Annotated in this window: 21 protein-coding genes; 7 read left to right on the forward strand and 14 right to left on the reverse strand. The window is 28.5% G+C overall.

Translation table 11 applies throughout. The annotated features are described in order from the left end of the window. Genes LEBU_RS12045 through LEBU_RS08785 form a run of 3 tightly spaced genes read right to left on the reverse strand, consistent with a single transcriptional unit; the run spans position 1 to position 1,227 of the window. Positions 1–297 carry an HAD hydrolase-like protein gene (locus LEBU_RS12045; protein WP_338034393.1) on the reverse strand — a complete coding sequence of 99 codons (297 nt, stop codon included), beginning with the start codon at positions 295–297 and terminating at the stop codon, positions 1–3. 15 nt (positions 298–312) lie between these two features. Continuing rightward, on the reverse strand, positions 313–537 hold the full coding sequence (locus LEBU_RS12050) for a hypothetical protein (RefSeq protein WP_203415696.1): 225 nt from the start codon (positions 535–537) through the stop codon (positions 313–315). A 21-nt stretch (positions 538–558) separates the two neighbouring features. After that, positions 559–1,227 carry a hypothetical protein gene (locus LEBU_RS08785; protein ID WP_015769986.1) on the reverse strand — a complete coding sequence of 223 codons (669 nt, stop codon included), beginning with the start codon at positions 1,225–1,227 and terminating at the stop codon, positions 559–561. A 392-nt stretch (positions 1,228–1,619) separates the two neighbouring features. Here LEBU_RS08785 and LEBU_RS08790 point away from each other — a divergent pair, with 392 nt between their 5' ends. The 5 genes from LEBU_RS08790 to LEBU_RS08810 all read left to right on the forward strand — a co-directional run bounded on the left by LEBU_RS08790 (position 1,620) and on the right by LEBU_RS08810 (position 5,980). Then, positions 1,620–2,912, forward strand: a complete 1,293-nt coding sequence (locus LEBU_RS08790) for an OmpP1/FadL family transporter (protein ID WP_015769987.1) — start codon at positions 1,620–1,622, stop codon at positions 2,910–2,912. Positions 2,913–3,017: 105 nt separating this feature from the next. After that, the gene (locus LEBU_RS08795) at positions 3,018–3,401 is read left to right on the forward strand and encodes a hypothetical protein (RefSeq protein WP_015769988.1); all 384 of its coding nucleotides are present in this window, start codon (positions 3,018–3,020) and stop codon (positions 3,399–3,401) included. A 73-nt stretch (positions 3,402–3,474) separates the two neighbouring features. Continuing rightward, positions 3,475–4,212 carry an NAD(+) synthase gene (nadE, locus tag LEBU_RS08800; RefSeq protein WP_015769989.1) on the forward strand — a complete coding sequence of 246 codons (738 nt, stop codon included), beginning with the start codon at positions 3,475–3,477 and terminating at the stop codon, positions 4,210–4,212. Between the two features lies 1 nt (position 4,213). Then, on the forward strand, positions 4,214–5,410 hold the full coding sequence (gene pncB / locus LEBU_RS08805) for a nicotinate phosphoribosyltransferase (protein WP_015769990.1): 1,197 nt from the start codon (positions 4,214–4,216) through the stop codon (positions 5,408–5,410). Between the two features lie 33 nt (positions 5,411–5,443). Further along, positions 5,444–5,980, forward strand: a complete 537-nt coding sequence (locus LEBU_RS08810) for an adenylyltransferase/cytidyltransferase family protein (RefSeq protein ID WP_015769991.1) — start codon at positions 5,444–5,446, stop codon at positions 5,978–5,980. 266 nt (positions 5,981–6,246) lie between these two features. Here LEBU_RS08810 and LEBU_RS08815 read toward each other — a convergent pair whose 3' ends face one another. Beyond that, the gene (locus tag LEBU_RS08815; RefSeq protein WP_015769992.1) at positions 6,247–7,131 is read right to left on the reverse strand and encodes a fructose bisphosphate aldolase; all 885 of its coding nucleotides are present in this window, start codon (positions 7,129–7,131) and stop codon (positions 6,247–6,249) included. Between the two features lie 190 nt (positions 7,132–7,321). Here LEBU_RS08815 and LEBU_RS08820 point away from each other — a divergent pair, with 190 nt between their 5' ends. Beyond that, the gene (locus tag LEBU_RS08820; RefSeq protein WP_015769993.1) at positions 7,322–8,041 is read left to right on the forward strand and encodes a YebC/PmpR family DNA-binding transcriptional regulator; all 720 of its coding nucleotides are present in this window, start codon (positions 7,322–7,324) and stop codon (positions 8,039–8,041) included. A gap of 99 nt (positions 8,042–8,140) precedes the next feature. Next, positions 8,141–8,869 carry a tRNA1(Val) (adenine(37)-N6)-methyltransferase gene (locus LEBU_RS08825; protein ID WP_015769994.1) on the forward strand — a complete coding sequence of 243 codons (729 nt, stop codon included), beginning with the start codon at positions 8,141–8,143 and terminating at the stop codon, positions 8,867–8,869. 257 nt (positions 8,870–9,126) lie between these two features. Here the strand turns inward: LEBU_RS08825 and fucO are convergent, their stop codons facing one another. From fucO to LEBU_RS08870, 10 genes are all read right to left on the reverse strand, one after another. Next, positions 9,127–10,275 (reverse strand): lactaldehyde reductase, encoded by a 1,149-nt coding sequence (fucO, locus tag LEBU_RS08830; protein WP_015769995.1) that lies wholly within the window; start codon positions 10,273–10,275, stop codon positions 9,127–9,129. Between the two features lie 115 nt (positions 10,276–10,390). Further along, positions 10,391–10,792, reverse strand: coding sequence for a hypothetical protein (locus LEBU_RS08835; RefSeq protein WP_015769996.1), 402 nt, complete (start codon positions 10,790–10,792; stop codon positions 10,391–10,393). A gap of 41 nt (positions 10,793–10,833) precedes the next feature. Next, positions 10,834–11,202, reverse strand: coding sequence for an AtpZ/AtpI family protein (locus LEBU_RS08840; RefSeq protein ID WP_015769997.1), 369 nt, complete (start codon positions 11,200–11,202; stop codon positions 10,834–10,836). Between the two features lie 17 nt (positions 11,203–11,219). After that, the gene (locus LEBU_RS08845; RefSeq protein WP_238974544.1) at positions 11,220–11,864 is read right to left on the reverse strand and encodes a class I SAM-dependent methyltransferase; all 645 of its coding nucleotides are present in this window, start codon (positions 11,862–11,864) and stop codon (positions 11,220–11,222) included. After that, positions 11,767–11,976: a hypothetical protein gene (locus LEBU_RS12300; protein ID WP_238974549.1), complete on the reverse strand. Its 210-nt coding sequence runs from the start codon at positions 11,974–11,976 to the stop codon at positions 11,767–11,769. The genes LEBU_RS08845 and LEBU_RS12300 overlap by 98 nt, the downstream gene beginning before the upstream one ends. Before the next feature lie 161 nt (positions 11,977–12,137). Then, complete coding sequence (locus LEBU_RS08850; protein WP_015769999.1) at positions 12,138–12,824, reverse strand: peptidylprolyl isomerase; 687 nt, start codon at positions 12,822–12,824, stop codon at positions 12,138–12,140. Between the two features lie 39 nt (positions 12,825–12,863). Then, positions 12,864–13,220, reverse strand: a complete 357-nt coding sequence (locus tag LEBU_RS08855; RefSeq protein WP_015770000.1) for a hypothetical protein — start codon at positions 13,218–13,220, stop codon at positions 12,864–12,866. Between the two features lie 33 nt (positions 13,221–13,253). Next, a complete protein-coding gene (locus tag LEBU_RS08860) occupies positions 13,254–14,174 on the reverse strand; it encodes a manganese-dependent inorganic pyrophosphatase (protein WP_015770001.1) in 921 nt (306 codons plus the stop codon). A gap of 172 nt (positions 14,175–14,346) precedes the next feature. Continuing rightward, a complete protein-coding gene (locus tag LEBU_RS08865) occupies positions 14,347–17,496 on the reverse strand; it encodes a UvrD-helicase domain-containing protein (protein ID WP_015770002.1) in 3,150 nt (1,049 codons plus the stop codon). Further along, complete coding sequence (locus tag LEBU_RS08870; protein WP_015770003.1) at positions 17,483–20,356, reverse strand: PD-(D/E)XK nuclease family protein; 2,874 nt, start codon at positions 20,354–20,356, stop codon at positions 17,483–17,485. The genes LEBU_RS08865 and LEBU_RS08870 overlap by 14 nt, the downstream gene beginning before the upstream one ends. Positions 20,357–20,365 lie beyond the last annotated feature (9 nt).

Consider the following 20,365-nt stretch of genomic DNA (forward strand, 5'->3'; position numbering starts at 1 on the left):
TTACTCCTTCTCTTTTACAATATTTCCAATTCTATTTTGATATTTTTTACTTCTTTTATAAAATCCAAGAATTATTTTTTCCAGCTGCCTTCTTTTACCAATTTTAATCTCATTGCCCTTATCCATATATTTTACAAGAATACTAGCTATACCGCTTCTGTTAGCTCCCAAAACATCTGTAAAAACCTGATCGCCTATAACCACAGCTTCTTTCTTTTTCAAATTTAACATTTCCAGCGATTTTAAATAATTTGGAACACTTGGCTTTTTGGCATCGTGTATGTAAAGTGAATCAATGTTTTCAAGAAATTTTTACACTCTTTTTTCACTATTATTTGATAATACAAGTGTCTTAAAACCTATTTTCTGCACCTCTTTAAATAATTCGTCGATTTCCCTTGTGGAATCTTCCCCATGATGCACTAATGTATTGTCAATGTCGAATATAAGCCCTCTATACCCTTTTTCATACAATTTTTTATAATCAATAGAAAAAACACTTTCAACATATTCATATGGATAAAATATTTTTAACATTCAGTTCTCCCATTAAAATTTTTATTGTTTAACATATTCACAAACCTTGTTAATCTGCTCTTCAAAACTTCCGTCAAACTTATTTTCAAAAAATGCACTTCCAATCGTAAATGACCACGGATTAATATTTTTCAGCTCATCAAGCCTTTCATATCCATTTACACTTCCAGCTATGCACACTGGAGCATTTACTTCCAGAACAAATCTTTCATTCAGTTCAACTGTATTTCCAGTATATCTGTAACCTAGCAAATCAAATCCATATACGCCTTTTTTTAAATATTCATTAGCTTCTTTGATGATTTCATCAATTTCTCCTTCAAGAATAGATGGACGCTCCGTAACGTTTCCCACAAATGGCATATATCTTAGATTATTTTTCTTGCAAAATTCATTAATCGAATCAAAAAACATAGTTCCCATAAGAATATCACAGCCACATTCCAAAGCAATTTTTGATCCTTCCAGACCTTCCTTTTCTGTATATTCCACAACTTCAAGAAATGTAGTTTTCCCACATTCCTTCATATATTTGTATAAATTTTTCATCTGTTCTATCGGAAGAGATTTTTCTTTAAATCCCCAAAATTTCGCGTCAGAATTTTTACATTTTTCAAAAATTTCATGAGCGTTATTCACAGTTTCATCATTATGAGTCAACATTACGATTAAATTTAAACTATTTTTCACGTAACTCCCTTTCCAAATTTGATAAATTTAACTCTTATTTTTTATTTTAATTATTTTATACAAAATAATAGCATATATATCACTAAAAATCAAATTTTTTCCTTATTTTAGACGATTATCCGTATGTTGTTAAAATAATTTTTACTTTTTTTAAAGTTTTTATATAATTTTATATTTAAAGAATTTTTAGATTAATTTTAATATATTCTACATTATTATCTCAAAAAATATTTTTATAATCAAAATAAATTTATTGACTTTTTGTATAACACATGTTATATTATTATACATCAAAATATGAAATGATTTTAAATTTAACAATTTTTAATTTTATTACAAGATTTAAACTTTATTTGTAAAAAATATAAATTTAAAAAACGAGGAGATTAAATATGAAACTAAAAATAGCGATTATATCAATTTTAACTGCAATCTTTGCGAATGCGGCAAGTATTGACTATTTGTCAAACAACTCCGCTTCATACTTTCAAAATCCATCTCAGGCTGGAAAAATTTCTGTAGAAGGTGTTTTTTACAATCCAGCTGGAACTGCATTTGTAGATGATGGAACTTATGTAAATTTAAATATGCAAAACTCCATGGTCGAAGAATCAATGTCTTTAAAAGGGAAAAAAATGAAATCCCACAGATATGCAGGAGCACCATCTTTCAATATTTTACACAAAAAAGACAACTATTCAATTTTTGGAAATTTAAGTGTCATTGCAGGTGGAGCGACTCTCCGTTACAATAATGGAGTTGCTGGAATTGAGCTTGCTGGAGATACTTTCAACAATTTGACAGGCGGAAGGCTTGGAGCAAAAGTTGTAAAGAATCGTTTTACTGGGCAAAATCGTTATTATCAATTAATGCTTAGCGGAGCTTATAAAATTAATGATAACTTTTCAATAGCAGGTGGCTTAAAATATATCTATGCACACAGAAAACTGGATGGAGAAGCTGAATACGGCTACAATTCCGCTGTAGGAAATGCAATTGGACTTAGCAGAAATCATCTGTCTATGAATTCAAGACGTGATGCGGACGGGTTTGGTGGAATCATCGGTTTAGATTACAAGCCTACTGACACGTTAAACTTTGCATTAAAATACGAAACGCCTGTAAAATTGAAATTTAAGTCAAAGGCACAGGAAAACGACAAGATGATATTCAGGGGAATGCCTCTTGGAATTTCATTTTTCTATCCTGAGTATGCAGATGGAGTACACTCAAGACGTGATTTGCCAGGAGTTCTGGCTCTAGGAGTTTCAAAAGATATAAACAAATGGACGCTTTCAGGCGGGTACACACATTATTTCAACAGAACTGCAAAAATGGATAGATTTAAGTATGACGACGGTTATGAAATAAATTTTGGAGCAGATTATAAAATTAATGAAAAGTTCACTTGGCACGCTGGATTTAACTATGCAAATACAGGTGCAAAAAAAGAATCATTCTCAGACGTCGAGTTTGCAATAAATTCCCAAATTTATGCTACAGGAATTACTTACAAGCCAACAGATGCCTCAGAATGGAAATTTGGAATTGCCCACGTAAACTATAATTCATCAAATGGAAAACGTGAAAAGACATCACTTCCAGGCATTTATATTGATAAATCAAAAGTAAAATATGATAAAAGCATAAATGTATTTACATTGGGATATACACATAAATTCTAGTAATTTTTAAACTTTAAAGGCAAGTCAAAAAAATTTGTTTTTAAAGTTTTTTTATTATATAATTAAAATATATTACTTTAGAATGATGAGAAAGGAACGTAAAATATGATATTTTTAGATAAAGCCATTTTATATTTAACGCAAAATATTGAAAAAGAGCGTGAAATTATAGAAGAAGAGCTAGAATTTGTAATAAAGCAAAGTATTTTAAATTATTTAGTAAATGAAAAAGAATTTGATATTAATGAGTTGTCCGATTTGAATGTAACACTTGTTATAGATTTTGAAAATGATGAAATTAATAATCGAAAAAAAATGGTTGTGGAAGAATATATGTTTGAAATAAATCATAAAAATGGTGTTTTAGTCCGTACTTTCAGGCTTGGTACAGATAATGAGCATTTTATCAGAAACGACTTAAAGGAACTGGAAAATGAAATTGATATATTTGAAAATGGAATTGGAGTTCCTGTAAAAAATGAAATTTAATACCTGTAATTTTCATAAAACTTGTTATTTTTTAAATGTCTAGATATAATATATACAAAAAGAGGTGATAATTATGAAAAAAGAAAAAGATAAAATTATCGACTGGATTAAAAAATATTTTGAAGAAAATGGGAAAAACTGTAAAGCTGTCGTAGGAATTTCAGGAGGAACGGATTCCTCAGTTGTAGCGGCACTTTGTGTGGCAGCCTTGGGACGGGAAAACGTAATAGGAGTTCTTATGCCGAAAGGAACACAGCACGACATTGATTTTTCAAAAAAATTAGTGGAATTTTTACAAATAAAGCACTATGAAATAAATGTTGAAAAACCCGTAAATGATTTAAAAGAGCTGATTTTTTCACAAATAGGAGTAGATCCTGATGAATTTGATGCTTACAAAACGAATCAGCCCGCCAGAATACGAATGGCTGTACTGTACGGAATTTCTGCTGTTATCGGAGGAAGAGTAGCTAATACTTGTAATTTATCCGAAGATTATGTGGGATATTCGACAAAATTTGGAGATGCCGCTGGAGATTTTTCACCGATTTCCGATTTTACAAAAACTGAAGTGCGAAAATTGGGAGCAGAACTGGGACTTCCTGAAATGTTTTTAAAAAAAGTTCCTGAAGACGGCATGAGCGGAAAATCTGATGAAGAAAAATTGGGATTTAGTTATGAAGTTTTGGACAAATATATAAGAACGGGGACTATTTCAGATTTAAAAGTAAAAGAAAAAATAGATTATTTACATAAAATTAATTTACATAAAATACTGCCTATGCCTAAGTATAAAAAAGGAGATGAATAAAATGAAACTAAAACCTATTATAACATCTTTACTTGATACAGATTTTTACAAATTTAACATGAATCAGGTAATATTTCATAAGCACACAGATTTAGTCGGAGAATATCACTTTAAATGTCGAACTCCAGGAATTGTCTTTACTGAAGAAATGTTAAAAGAAATAAATGAACAAATTGACCATTTATGTAGTTTGCGATTTACGAATGAAGAATTAAATTATTTGAGTTCGATAAGATTTATTAAATCAGACTATGTTGAATTTTTGAGATTATGGCACCCAATTAAAGATTATGTTACTACAGCACTTCAAAATGGTGAACTTAAAGTTATTGTCAGCGGTCCGCTTTTTAGTGCTATGCAATTTGAAATTTACTTGCTTGAAATTATTAATGAAGTATATTTTAGAATGAAATTTGACTACGACGAACTGCTTATTTCAGCAAAAGAAAAATTGGAGAAAAAAATTTTAGATTTTAAAAATAAAAAATATAATTTTAAATTTGCTGAATTTGGCTGCAGAAGAAGACTTTCAAGAGAATGGCAAGAAGAAGCAGTGAAAAAATTATCCAGCGAAATTCAAAATATGGTTGGAACTTCCAATGTATTTTTGGCAATGAAATATAATCTAGTGCCAATCGGAACTTATGCTCACGAGTATGTCCAAATGTATCAAGGAATCGACTCCATTCCACTATCTTACACAAATCACTACGCCTTAAAAGACTGGTATGATGAATACAAGGGAGACAACGGCACAGCGCTTACAGACACAATAACAACAGATTTATTTTTAAGGGATTTTGACAGAAGCATGGTAAACAACTACACAGGAGTGCGGCACGATTCGGGAGATCCGTATATCTGGGCTGAAAAAATATTAAATCACTACAAAAAATACGGAACAGACTCAAAAACAAAAACACTTTTATTTAGCGATTCGCTAAATTTTGACGAAGCTGAAAAACTATATCAGAAATTTAAAGACAAAGCAAAAATTTCTTTTGGAATAGGAACATTTATAACTAATGACACCAAAGAAAAACCGCTAAATATCGTAATTAAACTTCAATACGTAAACGGAAGACCTGTCGCTAAATTAAGTGATGTGGAAACCAAAGTAATGTGTGATAACGAAAAATACTTAAAATATCTGAAAGCGTCGGTAAAATTTAGGCTGGAAAGAGAACACGAGTATTAAAAAAAACTTATAGCAAAGATGGGAGGAATTTTAATGAAAAAATATAAAACAGGTTTAGTTTTAGGAAGATTCCAAACATTTCACAAAGGGCACGAATACATTATAAATAAAGCTCTTGAAATATGTAGCAAAGTTTTGGTATTTATAGGTTCTAGCGATAAATATGGAACCCAAGAAAATCCTTTTTCCTATGAATTAAGAAAAAAACTGATAAAAAAAATTTACGAAAATGAAATAAAAAAGAATCAATTAATAATTTTTCCACTAGCTGATTTAGGTGCAGGAAATGTTACCGAATGGGGAGATTATCTTTTTAACGAAGCGGAAAAATTAATAGGAAAAGTTGACTGTATCGTGTATGGCAAAGAATCCAAATGTCAAAGCTGGTTTAGCGAAGAAATCAGGACTTCTGTGAATTTTATTCCAGTTTCCAGAGATGATATAAAAATAAATGCTTCCACCTTGAGAAAATATATGAAAGAAAATAATTTTGAAAAATGGAAAAAATTTATAAACGAAAAGAATTGGGATGAATTTGAAAAAATGAGAGAAATTTTGATTGAAATATAAAAAGTTATTCAAAAAATTAATGAAAGTTTTTTTCTCTTGCTAAATAGTATAAATTTAAAATTCATAAGGGAATCTGTTGTTTAAATGAAATATGGCATTATTTTTGTTGTATCAATTTTTTGTCTTTTAATAAAAAAACTGGCTCATTCTTTTGAAACGAGCTAGTTTTTATATTTGATAGTTTAATATCTTTTATTTGTAGTAAAAGACTTTAATCCTTTATAAAATAATAATTACTTTATCATATCTTTAATTTTTATACAGAATTATTTTACAGAAGCTTCATAAATTTCTTTAATAGCTTTTGCCAAATCTTTATCAAATTCATCATCACTTTGCTGTGCTGACAACCCTTCAGTTAATGCTCTTGAGAAACTTGCGATAACTCCTTTATTTTTAGCAAGAATTTCGTTTGCTTTTTCTCTTGGATAACCTCCTGATAATGCAACAACTCTCACTACTCTTGGATGTTCTGTTAAATCTTCATAAAAGTTTTCAACTGTTGGCAATGTTACTTTTAACATAACATTTGAAGTTTCAGGCAATTTATCAAGATGTTTTTTGATTTCATTTTTCAAAATTGTTTCACATTCCGCCTTATCAACATTGTGAATATCTACTTCTGGTTCAATTATTGGAACAAGTCCTGCTGCAATAATTTTATCTGCAACTTCAAATTGCTGATCTATAACTTTTGCAATTCCTGTTTGTGATGCCTTTTTTATAACAGAACGCATTTTTGTTCCAAAAATATGTCTTTCGTTCGCTCTCTTCAAAAGTTCATCCAATCCTGGCATAGGCTTCATTATCTGAACTCCATCCTCTAATTCTTCAAGCCCTTTATCAACTTTTAAGAATGGCAAAACTCCTTTTTCTTCCCACAAAAAGTCAGCTGTATATTTGTCATCAATTTTTCTGTCCATAGTTTGCTCAAACAAAATAGCTCCTACAATCTTTTTATCACTAAAAGCAGGACTTTTTATGATTCTTGTTCTCATTTTATGAATTAAGTCAAACATTTCTGTATCATTAGAGTATTCGCTTTCATCAATTCCGTATAATTTCAATGCTTTCGGAGTACTTCCACCACTTTGATCCAAGGCTGCAATAAATCCTTTTCCATTTCTCATTCTTTCTAATCTTTCTTTCATTGTAAATTCCTCCTAAATTAAAATAATTTGATTTACAAAACTTTTATCTCTATCTTTATAATATCACTTTTAAAAAAAAAGTCAAGAATAAATATAAATTTTTTAAAATAAAAAATTCCTTTAATTTTCCCATTGATTAGACTTTTTTTTTATGATATAATTTTTCATATAATTAATTTAGGAGGAAAAAATGGGAAGACATGGTACAATAGCAGGGCGTAAAGAAGCACAGGATAAAAAAAGAGCCGCATCATTCACAAAACTTGTCAGACTTATAACAGTAGCAGCAAGAGGTGGAGAAAATCCTGAATTTAATGTTGCCCTCAAACATGCAATCGAAAAAGCAAAGGCAATTAATATGCCTAATGACAACATTAATAGAGCAATCAAGAAAGGAGCAGGAACTGACGGTTCAACAGCCTTTGAAACATTAAATTACGAAGGTTACGGACCTGCAGGAGTTGCAATCATTGTAGAAGCTCTTACAGATAACAAAAATAGAACAGCTTCATCTGTAAAGATGGCTTTTGATAGAAATGGTGGAAACCTTGGAGTTTCTGGATCAGTTTCATATATGTTCGGAAGAAAAGGTGAAATTATCATCGAAAAAACTGACGACATTGATGAGGAAGCATTGATGGAAGTGGCACTTGAGGCTGGAATGGAAGATATGGAAACTTTGGAAGACAGTTTTTACATCACAACCGAAACAGCGAACTTTGACACAGTGGCAGACGCCTTAAGAAATACAGGATACACATTACTGGAAGCAGATATTCAATATTTGCCGTCTATCGAAGTTGACACTCTTGGCGAAGAAGATTTACAAAAACTAAAAAAATTAATTGACGCTCTGGAAAATGATGATGATGTTCAAAAAGTTCATCATAACTACGCTGGAGAATTATAATAAATATTTATGAATTTACAAATTTTAATTGCGGGAATTATTTTCCGCATTTATTTTTATAAAAAATAAGTAAATAAAATAAAAAAGGAGTTACATTTTATGAAAAAAAACGGAGAAGAAACAGTTACTCCAATAAAAAATATGAAAATCATTCAACGAAATGACTTTCAAAACTTTACACTTGATTCTGTCTTGCTTGCAGACTTTGTAAAAATTAATCGAAAAACTAAAAAAATCCTTGATATTGGGACTGGCTGTGGAATTATCGCTTTACTTCTGGCACAGCGGTCAAAAGCTCAAATTACAGGCATAGAATTACAAGAAACAATGGCGGAAATTACCATAAGAAATATTAATGGCAATAAATTTGAAAATCAGGTTAAAATAATAAACGAAGATATAAAAAATTATAAAAATATTTTTAACCGTGACGAATTTGACACCATCGTTACAAATCCCCCATATTTTGAATTTACTGGCGATATTTCCCAAACAAACAATTTGGAACAACTGGCAAACGCAAGACATAATATTAATTTAACACTTGAAGAAATAATAAAAATTTCTTCTTACTTATTAAAAAATATGGGAAGTTTCTCAATTGTATTCCGAAGCGAACGTCTAGTAGAAGTTCTATCGCTTTTACAAAAATATAATTTAGAGCCAAAACGAATGAAAAACTGCTATACAAAATGGAATGAAAACTCAAAAATTTGCCTTTTAGAAGCAATAAAAAATGCAAAGAAAGGATTTTCTATTGAAATGCCAATTTTTGTTTATGATGAAAATGGAGAAAGAAGTGAATATGTTGAGAATTTGTATAAATAAAAAACATCAAAATATATTTTTTTATTTTCTTTAATATTTAGATAAACAATTATTTTTTAGTTTTATAAAATGAATTATTATTAATGAATATTTTTCCAATAATTTATATATTTTTTCTTTTTTTTAAGCAAAGGGGAACAGTCGCCATCCCCTTTGCAAACCCGGCTTGTCTAAGCATTTTTTGAAAACAAAAATTAAACTCGCTTCGCTCAGACAGTAATTTTTATTTCCAAAAAATCACGACATTGATAATTTAACTATAATAATTTTTTATATAATTCTTTTATATCTTCTAAATTTGTATCTCGTGGATTTCCACCTGTACAAACGTCATTTAATGCAGATTCAGCAATAAAGTCCAAATCTTTTATATCCATAATCCCTTTTAGGTTGTTTGGAATCCCAACATCGCTTGCTAGTTCTTTTACTTTGTCAATTGCAGCTTTTCTATATTCTTCTGGCGACATTTTTCTTGTATGTTTTACGCCAAATGCTTTTGCGATAGCTTTAAATTTTTCTCCAGTAAATTCAGCATTGTATTCCATTACAGTTGGAAGAATTATTGCGTTTGCAATTCCATGTGAAGTACCATAAAATGCTCCTAGTGGATGTGCCATTGAGTGTACAATTCCAAGTCCTACATTTGAGAATCCCATTCCAGCTAAATATGAAGCAAGTGCCATTTTTTCACGTCCTTCAGGTTCATTATTTACAGCACTTCTCAAATATTTTGCAATTAATTCAATGGCTTTTAAATGGAACATGTCAGTCATTTCCCAAGCAGCTTTTGTTGTAAATCCTTCAATTGCATGAGTTAAGGCATCTAGTCCAGTTGCAGCAGTAAGTTCCTTTGGCATGCTTGTCATCATTCCAGGGTCAACAATTGCTATAATTGGTAAATCGTGGGGATCTACACAGACAAATTTTCTGTCTTTTTCAACATCTGTGATTACATAGTTAATTGTAACTTCTGCAGCAGTTCCAGCTGTTGTTGCAACAGCGATAATTGGTACACATTTATTTTTAGTGTCTGCAACACCTTCAAGACTTCTTACATCAGAAAATTCTGGATTATTTATAATAATGGCAACTGCTTTTGCAGTATCCATTGGTGAACCTCCACCAATTGCGATAATGTAGTCAGCACCTGAAGACTTATATTTTTCAACACCATCTTTTACATTTTCAATAGTTGGATTTGGTTGAATATCAGAAAAAACTTCATACGCTAAATTTTCTTTATCTAGTAAATCTGTAATTTTTGATACTCCTCCAAACTCTAAAAGCCCCTTATCTGTACATATAAATGCTTTTTTGAATTTATTTTTCTTTACTTCTTCTGTAATGTGGTTTATTGCTCCAAAACCATGATACGAAACTTCATTCAAAATAATTCTTTGTGCCATTTTTTCTACCTCTTTTCAAATTTTTGTTTTTTAATAAACATTTCTACTCTAATTATACGACACTTTTTTCACTTTTCAAGTTTAATATTAACTTTATTTTAAATAATTTTATTTACTATTTTTTACTAAGTAAGAATTTTTCTTTCAAATGACACAATAAATATGAAATTTTAAAATTTAATGCTCCAGCTCCTGTTGCCGCAATATTTGTTAAAACATGACTTTCAAAATATTTTTGACTAACTTTTCCAACAATAAACATTCCAAGGCAAAATATAGCCATTCGTTTTAAATATTCAAAATTTCCCCTAAACTTTGGATTATTTTGAAAATAGAGAATTTTATGCACTCCATTTACAAGTAAATTTATATTTATTATAGAAATAATGGCTCCAATTAAATATCCAAAATAAAGTTCCACACAGTTAAAAATTATTCCCATAATAAAAAAAATTGCCATAATAAAAATAGAAATAATGTATGCTTTTTTTATATTTCCTGGCATCCTTTCAAGCATTTCATTTTTCCTTTCCTCAATTTATTTTTAAAATTAATAAATTATTTTATATTGTTCACTTGTTTTATAAGTGACCAGTATCCTGAAACTGCCCCTATTATTAAAAATACAATTAAAACAAGTGGCTGATCTGTCTTAAACAAGTATCTTTTTAATAGCATATAAAATCCTAACATAATTAATATTGGCAAGGCTAAAATATAAACCATATTTGTAGCAAGTGCAAAATATTTCATAACTTTACTATTTCTTTTGTTTTTTATTTCTTTTTCATCATTATGCCTACCCAGTTTTTTTTCTATTTCAAAAAGTCTCTGTTTTCTTTTTTCTTCTTCATCAATTATTTTATCATTAGTTAAATCTTTATTGTTATTATTTTCTAAATTATTTTTTTCATTTTCAAAATTCATAAAACTTACTTCCTTTTTTATAATTTTTTTAAAACAAAAAATATTCTGCTTTCCCCAAATTCAGGATTAGAAGCTGTATCAAATATTTCAAATCCTTTATTCTGCACAGTTTCCACAATCCATTCAGGCTCATAAATAAATTTGTTTTGAACTTCGTTATATTTTCTGAACAAATTATCATTTTTATTTTCACGAATGAATAAATCAATTTCCACAAGATGTTTTCTTTTGCCTAACTTTTCATGCCGCCAAATACTTGTATATTCAAGCTCTTCATCCAAAAATATATCATTTTCAAATATTTCTTCAAAAATATCTTCCGTCACAGCATCAAAAATCAAATATCCACCTTTTTTCAAATTCCGATTACATTTCTCAATAAATTTCAAAAATTCCTTTTCATTTTTCAAATAATTTACCGTATCAAAATTACAAATAATATAATCAACCTGATTTATTTCACTTTTATTATTTTTTTTATTTTTTTTATTTTCATAATTTATAATATTTTCGTTTATCAGACTATAGTTATTATTTTTCAAATTTTTCTCTTTTAATTTTTTTTCAGAAATTTCCAGCATTTTTTCTGACAAATCCACTCCAATAACTGAAAATCCATCTTTCAAAAATCTCCATATAAATTCCCCAGTCCCACATCCCAAATCCAGAACTGTTCCCTTTTTTTTTAATAAATGTTCGTAAAAATTTATACCATCCATCATAATTTACATATTTCATAAAAATATCGTAAATTTCTGCAAACTCCTTATGCATATTTCCTCTTTTCAATTTTACTGTAATATATTTGAATCTTTTTTTAATTAAGAATTAGATTTATTATAGCACTTTTAGTATAACTTGTGAACTATATTTATTTAAAACTGGATTTAAAAGAAAAACTCTCAAAATTTTATTGAGAGCTTTCTATTTTTATTTTATTCGTTTGAAAGGGAAGGTTTTTCTAATTTACTTTCCCATTCTGCAACTTCATTTGGGAAATAATCTAAAAATCTATTGACATTTTTTCCTTTGATTTCGATATCTAAGATTTTATCACCTTGTCTTAATAATCTTACTATTCCTAAATCTTCACGTGTTTTTGTTCCACCAATGATAGTATGCTTCCCGTCCAAACTACTTATAGCTTGCATTGTTATAAAAAATTGGCTACTATTAGTATTAGGCCCAGAATTTGCCAAAGCTAATATTCCTGCATAATTAAAATTTAGCCATTTCACAAATTCATCATTTACATAATAACCTGTTGTTCCCGTTCCATCACCTTTATGATCTCCGCCTTGCACTAATCCATTCGGAATAACTCGATGGAAAGGTAAATTATTATAAAAATTTTTCTTTGCCAGAAATACAAAATTTGCGACATTTTTAGGAGCTGCTTCAGGATATAAGTAAAATGAAATATCCCCTTTTGTAGTTTTTATAGTTGCTTCCAGCCGAAATTCTTCCATTATTTTATTAAATTTTTTACTTCCTATTTCTACTTTTTCTACTTTTTTATTTTCTTCTGTATTTCTTGTTTTTTTGGTTTTGTTTCTTTTAGCATTTGCAACATTTACAATTAATAACATTAAAATGCTAAATAGTATTACTATTTTTTTCATGATCTTTCCTAACATTTTTTTATTTTAAAAATAGTGGCTTTAATTATATATTGTTTTTATATGTCCTATCATTTCCTCAATTTCCATTTTACCATTAAAATCAAATTCCAAAATTCTAAAATTAATTTCCTCAATTTCCATATTATATTTTAGAAGCTCCTTTTCTTCCAAAATATTATCATAAATAACAAGTACAGAAAATTGATTCCCAAAACCGTCCACTAATTCTAAAGTATTAATCACTCTATTTTTCTTTATTTTAAGAGAATTTCTTACTATTTCATCTGCAATTCTTTTACTTCTTACCGCCTTGTAAAGCTCAGAAATAACTTCAGGCAATTTTATTGCAAATAATATTTTTAATTCTTCTCTTCTTTTTAACTTTACTATTGCCATTCTTTAAGTTCCTTACTTTTTATTTTTGTAATTTTATCCTTGAATTGCTTTTGTCAATGGCGGAATAATTTGTTTCTTTCTTGAAACTACACCTTTTAAAGTTGCCAAATTGCTGTCAACTTTTTCTCCAAATGCTTTTTCAATAACATCATTTCCATCTCCTGAAACAAGAGCTGTAGAATCATTTGTCAAAATATTTGTAATTGCAAGCATAAAGAATTTTAGTCCATCTTTTACAATAATATTATCAATTTCAGCAAGCAATTTTTCTTTTCTTTCCAAAACTTCTGCTTCATTTACAGTATTAACTTGTGCAACACCAATTTTTATACCGTCAATTTCAAAGATTTTCATATCCATATTTAACAGTTCTGCTTCAGATTTATCTCCAAGAGCAGTTCCAGCCTTTAACATTTCAAGTCCGTATTCGTCTGCATTTATTCCAGCGATTTCAGCCAATTCCTTCCCAGCCTTTATATCACATTCTGTACAAGTTGGAGATTTGAACAATAATGTATCTGAAATAATCGCACTTAACATAAGCCCTGCTGTTTCCTTGCTTGGCACAAGATTATTTTCCTTAAATAATTTCAAAATGATTGTCGCAGTACATCCAACAGGCTCTACTCTTGCATACAAAGGCTCGTCTACATTAAAGTTTGAAATTCTGTGATGATCAATCAGTTCCAAAATTTTTGCTTCTTCAAATCCTTCAGCAGTTTGAGTTCTTTCATTATGATCTACTAGAATAATCTCTTTTCCAGCCACATTTTCCACCAATTCAGGTTTTTCAGCTTTAAAATAGTTCAAGGCATATTTAGTTTCTTCATTAATTTCCCCAAGTCTTACAGCCTTAACATCTTTTCCTAATTTATTTTTTAGTTCCGCATAAGCAATCGCTGAACAAATTGTATCTGTATCTGGATTTTTGTGTCCAAAAACTAATATTGACATATCTTTCCTCCTAAATTTTAATCATTTTATACTATTATAACCTATTAATCTTATTTTTAAAATAGAAAAATCCGTTTTTTTTTTAAAACTAAAAAAAATAAATGTTTAAGAAAATATATTTATTAGCAATAATTTATTTTATAAACCTTAAACAAAAATGTCTTATTTGTTTTTAGACTTCCAATAATTTAGCAACTATCTCATATCCACAAATTTTATTTTCCAAAATACCCCTATATTCATTAATCTGCTCCTGATACTTCTCGTTCGTTTCAGGCTCAAATCCAGTCTTATAATCATAAATATAAATTTTCTTATTTTTCTCATCAATGTTAATTCTGTCAATAATTCTTTTTTCGCCATCTGCATTTAAAATCTCAAATTCTGTATAAACCTTGTATTTTGAGCTATACATTTCTAAATTTTTCGAAATGAATTTATCCAGTCTTTCTATCAAATCTTCAACAATTTTTTTTCCAAGCATATTTCCATATCGGCTGTACAATGCTGATTTTGCAACTATTCTATCATTTTCCAAGTCATTTAAAATATGCTCAAAGTAATAGTGCATTGCAAGTCCTTTTTTACGCTTAAACTCATTTTCCAATGTATTTGAAGATTTTTTTACAACAAATTTGTCATCGTCAAAATATGTTTTAAATAAATTATCGCTTACTTTCACATCTGATGTGTCTGTTGTTTCCTCAGGAATTTTTGATTCCACAATTTTACCTTTTTTATATTCATTCTCATCTTTATAAACATCAATCACTCTTTTCACTAAAGAATCAGCATATTGCTTGTCTTTTGTTATTTCAGCGTCAAACAGTAATATCAGATTTTTTTTAGCACGAGTTAATGCAACATAATCATTGTTAATTTCTTCCATCATTTCTTTTTGAGAATTTTTATCTCTCATTTCACTCAATTCATTTCTAATCATTCTTTTATTATAATCTGTAAACAATATCACAAATTTTTTCATATCATTAAATTTTTCATCAAAATCTAAATAGCTTTTAAAATTATCTTTATCTGGATTTCCTTTATTTGTTTTTCTCTTGTAATAAAATACCGTATCAAACTCCAATCCTTTTGAAGCGTGAATTGTCATCAAATTTATTGCATTAACATCCTTGCTGCTAACCTGTTTCACATTTTCCTTTTCTTCCTCGATAAATGTTACAAATTCATACAAATTATTATATTTTTTCAAAATGTTAAAAAATATAAAAATATTCTTCAAATCACTGTTTGTAGAATAAAATTTCGTTATCTCAAAGCTCTCAACAAGTTTTCTTGAAAAATTTTCTTTTTGATATTTATCATTCAAGTTTATCGACAATGCTCTCAATTCTTTAATTTTCTCGATAATTCCTTCAAAAATTAAACCATTTCTTTCTAAAGTATTAATTTTTTTATATCCTAAAAGTTTTCCTTTTATCTCGTCATCTTTTTGAATGTTAATAAACTCTTCAAAACCTTTTATTTTAGAATTTTCGCCAATATACTTCATAATCTCATTTTTATTTTCAAGCAGATACTTTACGTGGCTATTCAATCCGCCAATCAAGTCACTTCTTACAAATTCCAGCAAATATTTAAAATTATCAAATGCAAAAAATTTAATTAACTGGTACATTGAAACAATCGGCTTATACTCCAAAATCGTTGCTTTACTTTCAAGCGTATACGGAATTTTTGCCTCATTCAATACTGCTGCGATTTCTTTTAAATGAGCATTTTTACGGCAGATAACTGCACTTTTACCTAAATTTTTGATTTGACCATTTTTTATCATATCAACAATTTTTGTATAAATTTTTTCTTTTTTTTCTTTCGTATCTTGAATAAAATACCCAAAATATCCTCTTTGATACTCTTCATCTTCCCTATAGCCAGAATCTGTATAATTCCAATTAGAATCATAGCCATTAAATATTTTATTAACATTCTCAATAATTTGCTTGTAACTTCTATACGATTTATCCAAAGTTTGAACATTTCCTTCAATCATTGTTTCCAATTTTTCAAATAATTCCTTTTCACCGCCACGCCAGTTATAAATACTTTGTTTTTCATCACCAACACAAATAATATTTTCTGAAGTATTCAACATTAATTTCAAAATTTTCCACTGCAAAATGCTCGTGTCTTGAAACTCATCAATCATAATCGTGTCTATTTTTCCACCGATTAATTCAAGAAATTCTTCTGTAACTTTATCATTTTCCACAAATTTTAGTTCTTTATTAAAAATAAATTCATACGTGTACACCAAAATATCGTTGTAAGTAAATTTTTTTGAAGAAATTTTGATTTTTTGAGCAATATTAAATATGATTTGAGCGATATTTTTTAATTTTTTGTCTAATGGCAGTACTTTGCTTACAAAAATATATTCAGATAATTTTTCTTTTAAATCTTCAGAACTTTCTTCCAATGCTTCTCTATCATCTTGATTTTTTGCTCCTGTAGTTTTTCTTCCATCCCAAATTTTTTTTTCAAAAAATAAATTTATTTCTGGAACAATCAACTCTAATTTTTCTTTTATTTTCTGATTTTCATTTTTACTTTCATCTTTTACTAAAATACTGTATTTCTTGTAAAGACTATGAAATGGTGCTGTTAAAACTTCTTCTATATCTTTACCCTTTTTATCAGCAATTTCTTCAATTTTCTCAAATATTCCATCCAGTTCATCTATAAACTTATACGATACTTTTTTATCCTTTGGCATCTCAAAATCCTTAGCCAAAACAAATTTCGAATGCATCTCCAATATTTCTTCAATAATTTTTATATAGACTCCAATATTTTTTTTCTCTTTCTTTTCATCAAAAATAAATTTAAATTTTTCAAAAATTTCTTTATTCTCAATAATTTTAATCAAAACTTTTGAATAAAATTCATCTGTTTCCTTGTCCAAAATCTCGTAATTGTAAATATTAAAATACGGTGCTATTGCATTTTTAAAGATTTGGTTAGTAAAACCGTCGATTGTGGAAATCCGAATATCCTCTTTATTTTTTATCATTTCAAAATAAATATTCTGCAATTCCTTTTTATTCAAATTATCAAATTTATAGATTTCTTTTAAATTTTTTTCTAATTCTGTTCCGTTACCCTCGTCAAAAGCGATTTGATGTAAAAAATCATAAATTCTCTCTTTAATTTCAGCTGTAGCTTTTTTCGTAAAAGTCATCACGACTATATTTTTATAATTAACACCTCTTATCAAATTAGCTATAAATTCTAGCGACAATCTATACGTTTTCCCTGTTCCTGCACTAGCTTTCAAAATTATATTATTCGTCTTCATCGCTTAATTCATCCTCCCTTCTACAAATATTTGCATATTCTTTATAAAAATAATTTTTTGAATCTTTGAAATTGCCCAAATCATAAACTTCGTTATTTCTGTATCTGCTAATTACTTCCTCAATATTTTCCTTAGTTAATTTTTTATCTTCAGTTCTCTCATCTGATACTAACGCACCTTCCCAAGTATCTACAATAATTTTTTCAATATTTTCATTATTGTCATTTTCCAGCATTAATGAATAGTAATCTAGCTGTTCCATTGCTTTATAAACTTTGTCAGTTTTATAGCCCTTTTTTCCATCTCTCAATTTCCCTGACTTATAATCAAATAAATAATTTTTATCACTCGTTTTTATATGCAAATCTGTAACTCCATTAATGGACACATTCTCAAACAGCTCTTTCTCCGAAGATAATTTTATTCTCTCTTCAAAATAAATTTGAATATCTTTTTCAGTTTCCAGCTTCTTAATTAATTTTTCAAAATATTTTTCCGCTGAATTTAAAATTTCTTCAAATGAAACTTTTTTGTAAAATTCCAAATATTCTTTAGGAACTTTGTACTCAAATGAATTTATTACATTTTCCAAAATTTCTGCTAGCTGGTTTCTATCAATTTCAAAAGTTTTATTTTCCAAGTCTGCCTTATTTTTCATAACGACATTTTCGTAAAAAGCGTGAATTATCGTTCCAAATATCTTAACATTTAGTTCGTCTTCAACCTTTTCAACTTCCTGTTCCCCTATCAATTTTTCCAAATAATACCCATACTCAAAATCTCTCATTTTCTCAAATGAATAATATCCCAAACTCAGTTTTTCAGCATTTATTTTCTCAAGGTCTTTCTCCAATTTTGATTGAATAAACTCCCCAATTTCCTTTTTATCCCATTTCTCTTTTCTATCCTTCAAGAAATATTTTTTCACAAAATAAAGCTCTTCCGCTTCACTTATTTCACCTTCTATCACTTTAATTCCATACTTTAATTTCAATTCCTCGATAACGCTCGCCGAATCGATATTTTTCTCCAAATCCTTAACATATGCTAAATACACATTTTTCGCACTTAGTATATTTTGATAAATTTTAAACATTTCAATCAATTTTTTGTCATCGCTTGTTGGAAGTCCCATTTTTGCACGTTGAACTTTTGAGAATAAAAAGTTATTCATTCTTATTTTTGGAAATGAATCCTGCAAATTTAAAATAATTATATTTTCCTTCGTATTTTCAGAAATATTTTGAAACGAATTTATCGAAAACCTATTTTCCAAATCTTCTTCAGCAGTTTCCTCCAAGTTCAATCCAATCGACTTTTTATCCAAATATTTCAAAAATAATTTTAATAAATTGGCTGAAATATTTTCATTAAAAAATTTATCCCACAAATTGTCAAAGCTAAAATCTTCCAGCACAACCATTTCCGACAAAGCCTCAAAATACTTATCCTTCACATTTTTATCTTCTTTTACTTTCTCCTCATTATTCAAATAAATTTTTTCCAAATAATCGCCATATTCCTTCAATGTCGTATACTCGTAAACTTTCTCCAGTTCTTCAACAAACTTAATAATTTTACTGATAGCCGTCATTCTTTTTTTATAAATATCCTTAAATTTCTCCTTTTGATTCTCTTTTTCCAATTTTTTCAGTTCATCTTGATTAATTCGCTCCAATTCCTCTCTCGAAATGTATTTATAATCTTTTGAAGCCAAGTTCTGAAAAATGTAGTAGCTGTCTTTCAAATCAAAAATATTTAGCAAATCATTAGATTTGTATGTGTCATAAAGATCTTTCACTCGAAATAAAAATAATTTTTCCCCACTTTTTCTATTAATTTCTTTCATATTGTCCAGCAAATTGTAAATTAAATTCAAAATTTTGTATATTTTAGTGTCTTTCATCGTTATTTCCAAATTTGAAGAAATCTTTTGCTGTCTCAAAAGCTGATAATCACTTTTTGCCTCTTCAGCATTTTCCTGTGCTTCAAAAATTCTATAATTCTCTCCCAAAGCTCCATTTTTCTTACCCGCCTTTTTACTCTCCTTCTCAACTTCCTCCAATTTTCTCACTAGCCCCAGCAATTCTCCAAATTTACTGCTAAATTCATGAATTTCTATATTTATATCTTTCGCATCAAAAATCTCTTTCGCTGGCAACGAAAAACTTTCATTTATTTTCAATTCTTTCGTATCAAAATCATTTTCTGACAATTGCAAAATATTTTCCACAATTATTCCCTTTTCCTCAAAATTTTTCACAATTTCCTTTTCAAGTGGAGAAAATCTCACTTTATTTACAAAACAAATCTTTTTATACTTTCTCAAAAAATTATCCGAAATATTTTCCACATTTCTAAGCATATATGGCAAAATCAAACCTTTCATTTGACAAGTCTCTTTTACCTTTTCATCCACCATTTTCAACGTTTCAAACAAATTTTTCTGCCAATTTTCCAATTCAATATTTTCCAAATCAATCTTATGCTCCTGCAATTCCGCAAACAAATTGTAATAATTATAGGCAATATCAATAATATCGTAATAACTCGACACTTCCAGCCTTTTCTTCAACTTTTCGTCCAACGAATTATAAAACAGTACAACCTGCTTTTCCTCTTTTACCACAATCTTATTTGTAACAAAGACATTTTCATAAAAATCATAACTATTTATCAACCTAAAATTCTGAAAAATCCCTAAATCCTGCTGAATTTCCTCATTTTGTAAAAATTCCCTTTTAATCTCAAAAAACGAAGCCGAATTTTCAAATACAAAAAGCGTATTTTCATTTTTCCTAAATTCTTCAAATAATATATTTTTTAAATCAGATCCAATCCCTCTGTAATTAATTTTCATAGTATCTTT

It is taken from the genome of Leptotrichia buccalis C-1013-b, assembly GCF_000023905.1.
Lineage (GTDB): Bacteria > Fusobacteriota > Fusobacteriia > Fusobacteriales > Leptotrichiaceae > Leptotrichia > Leptotrichia buccalis.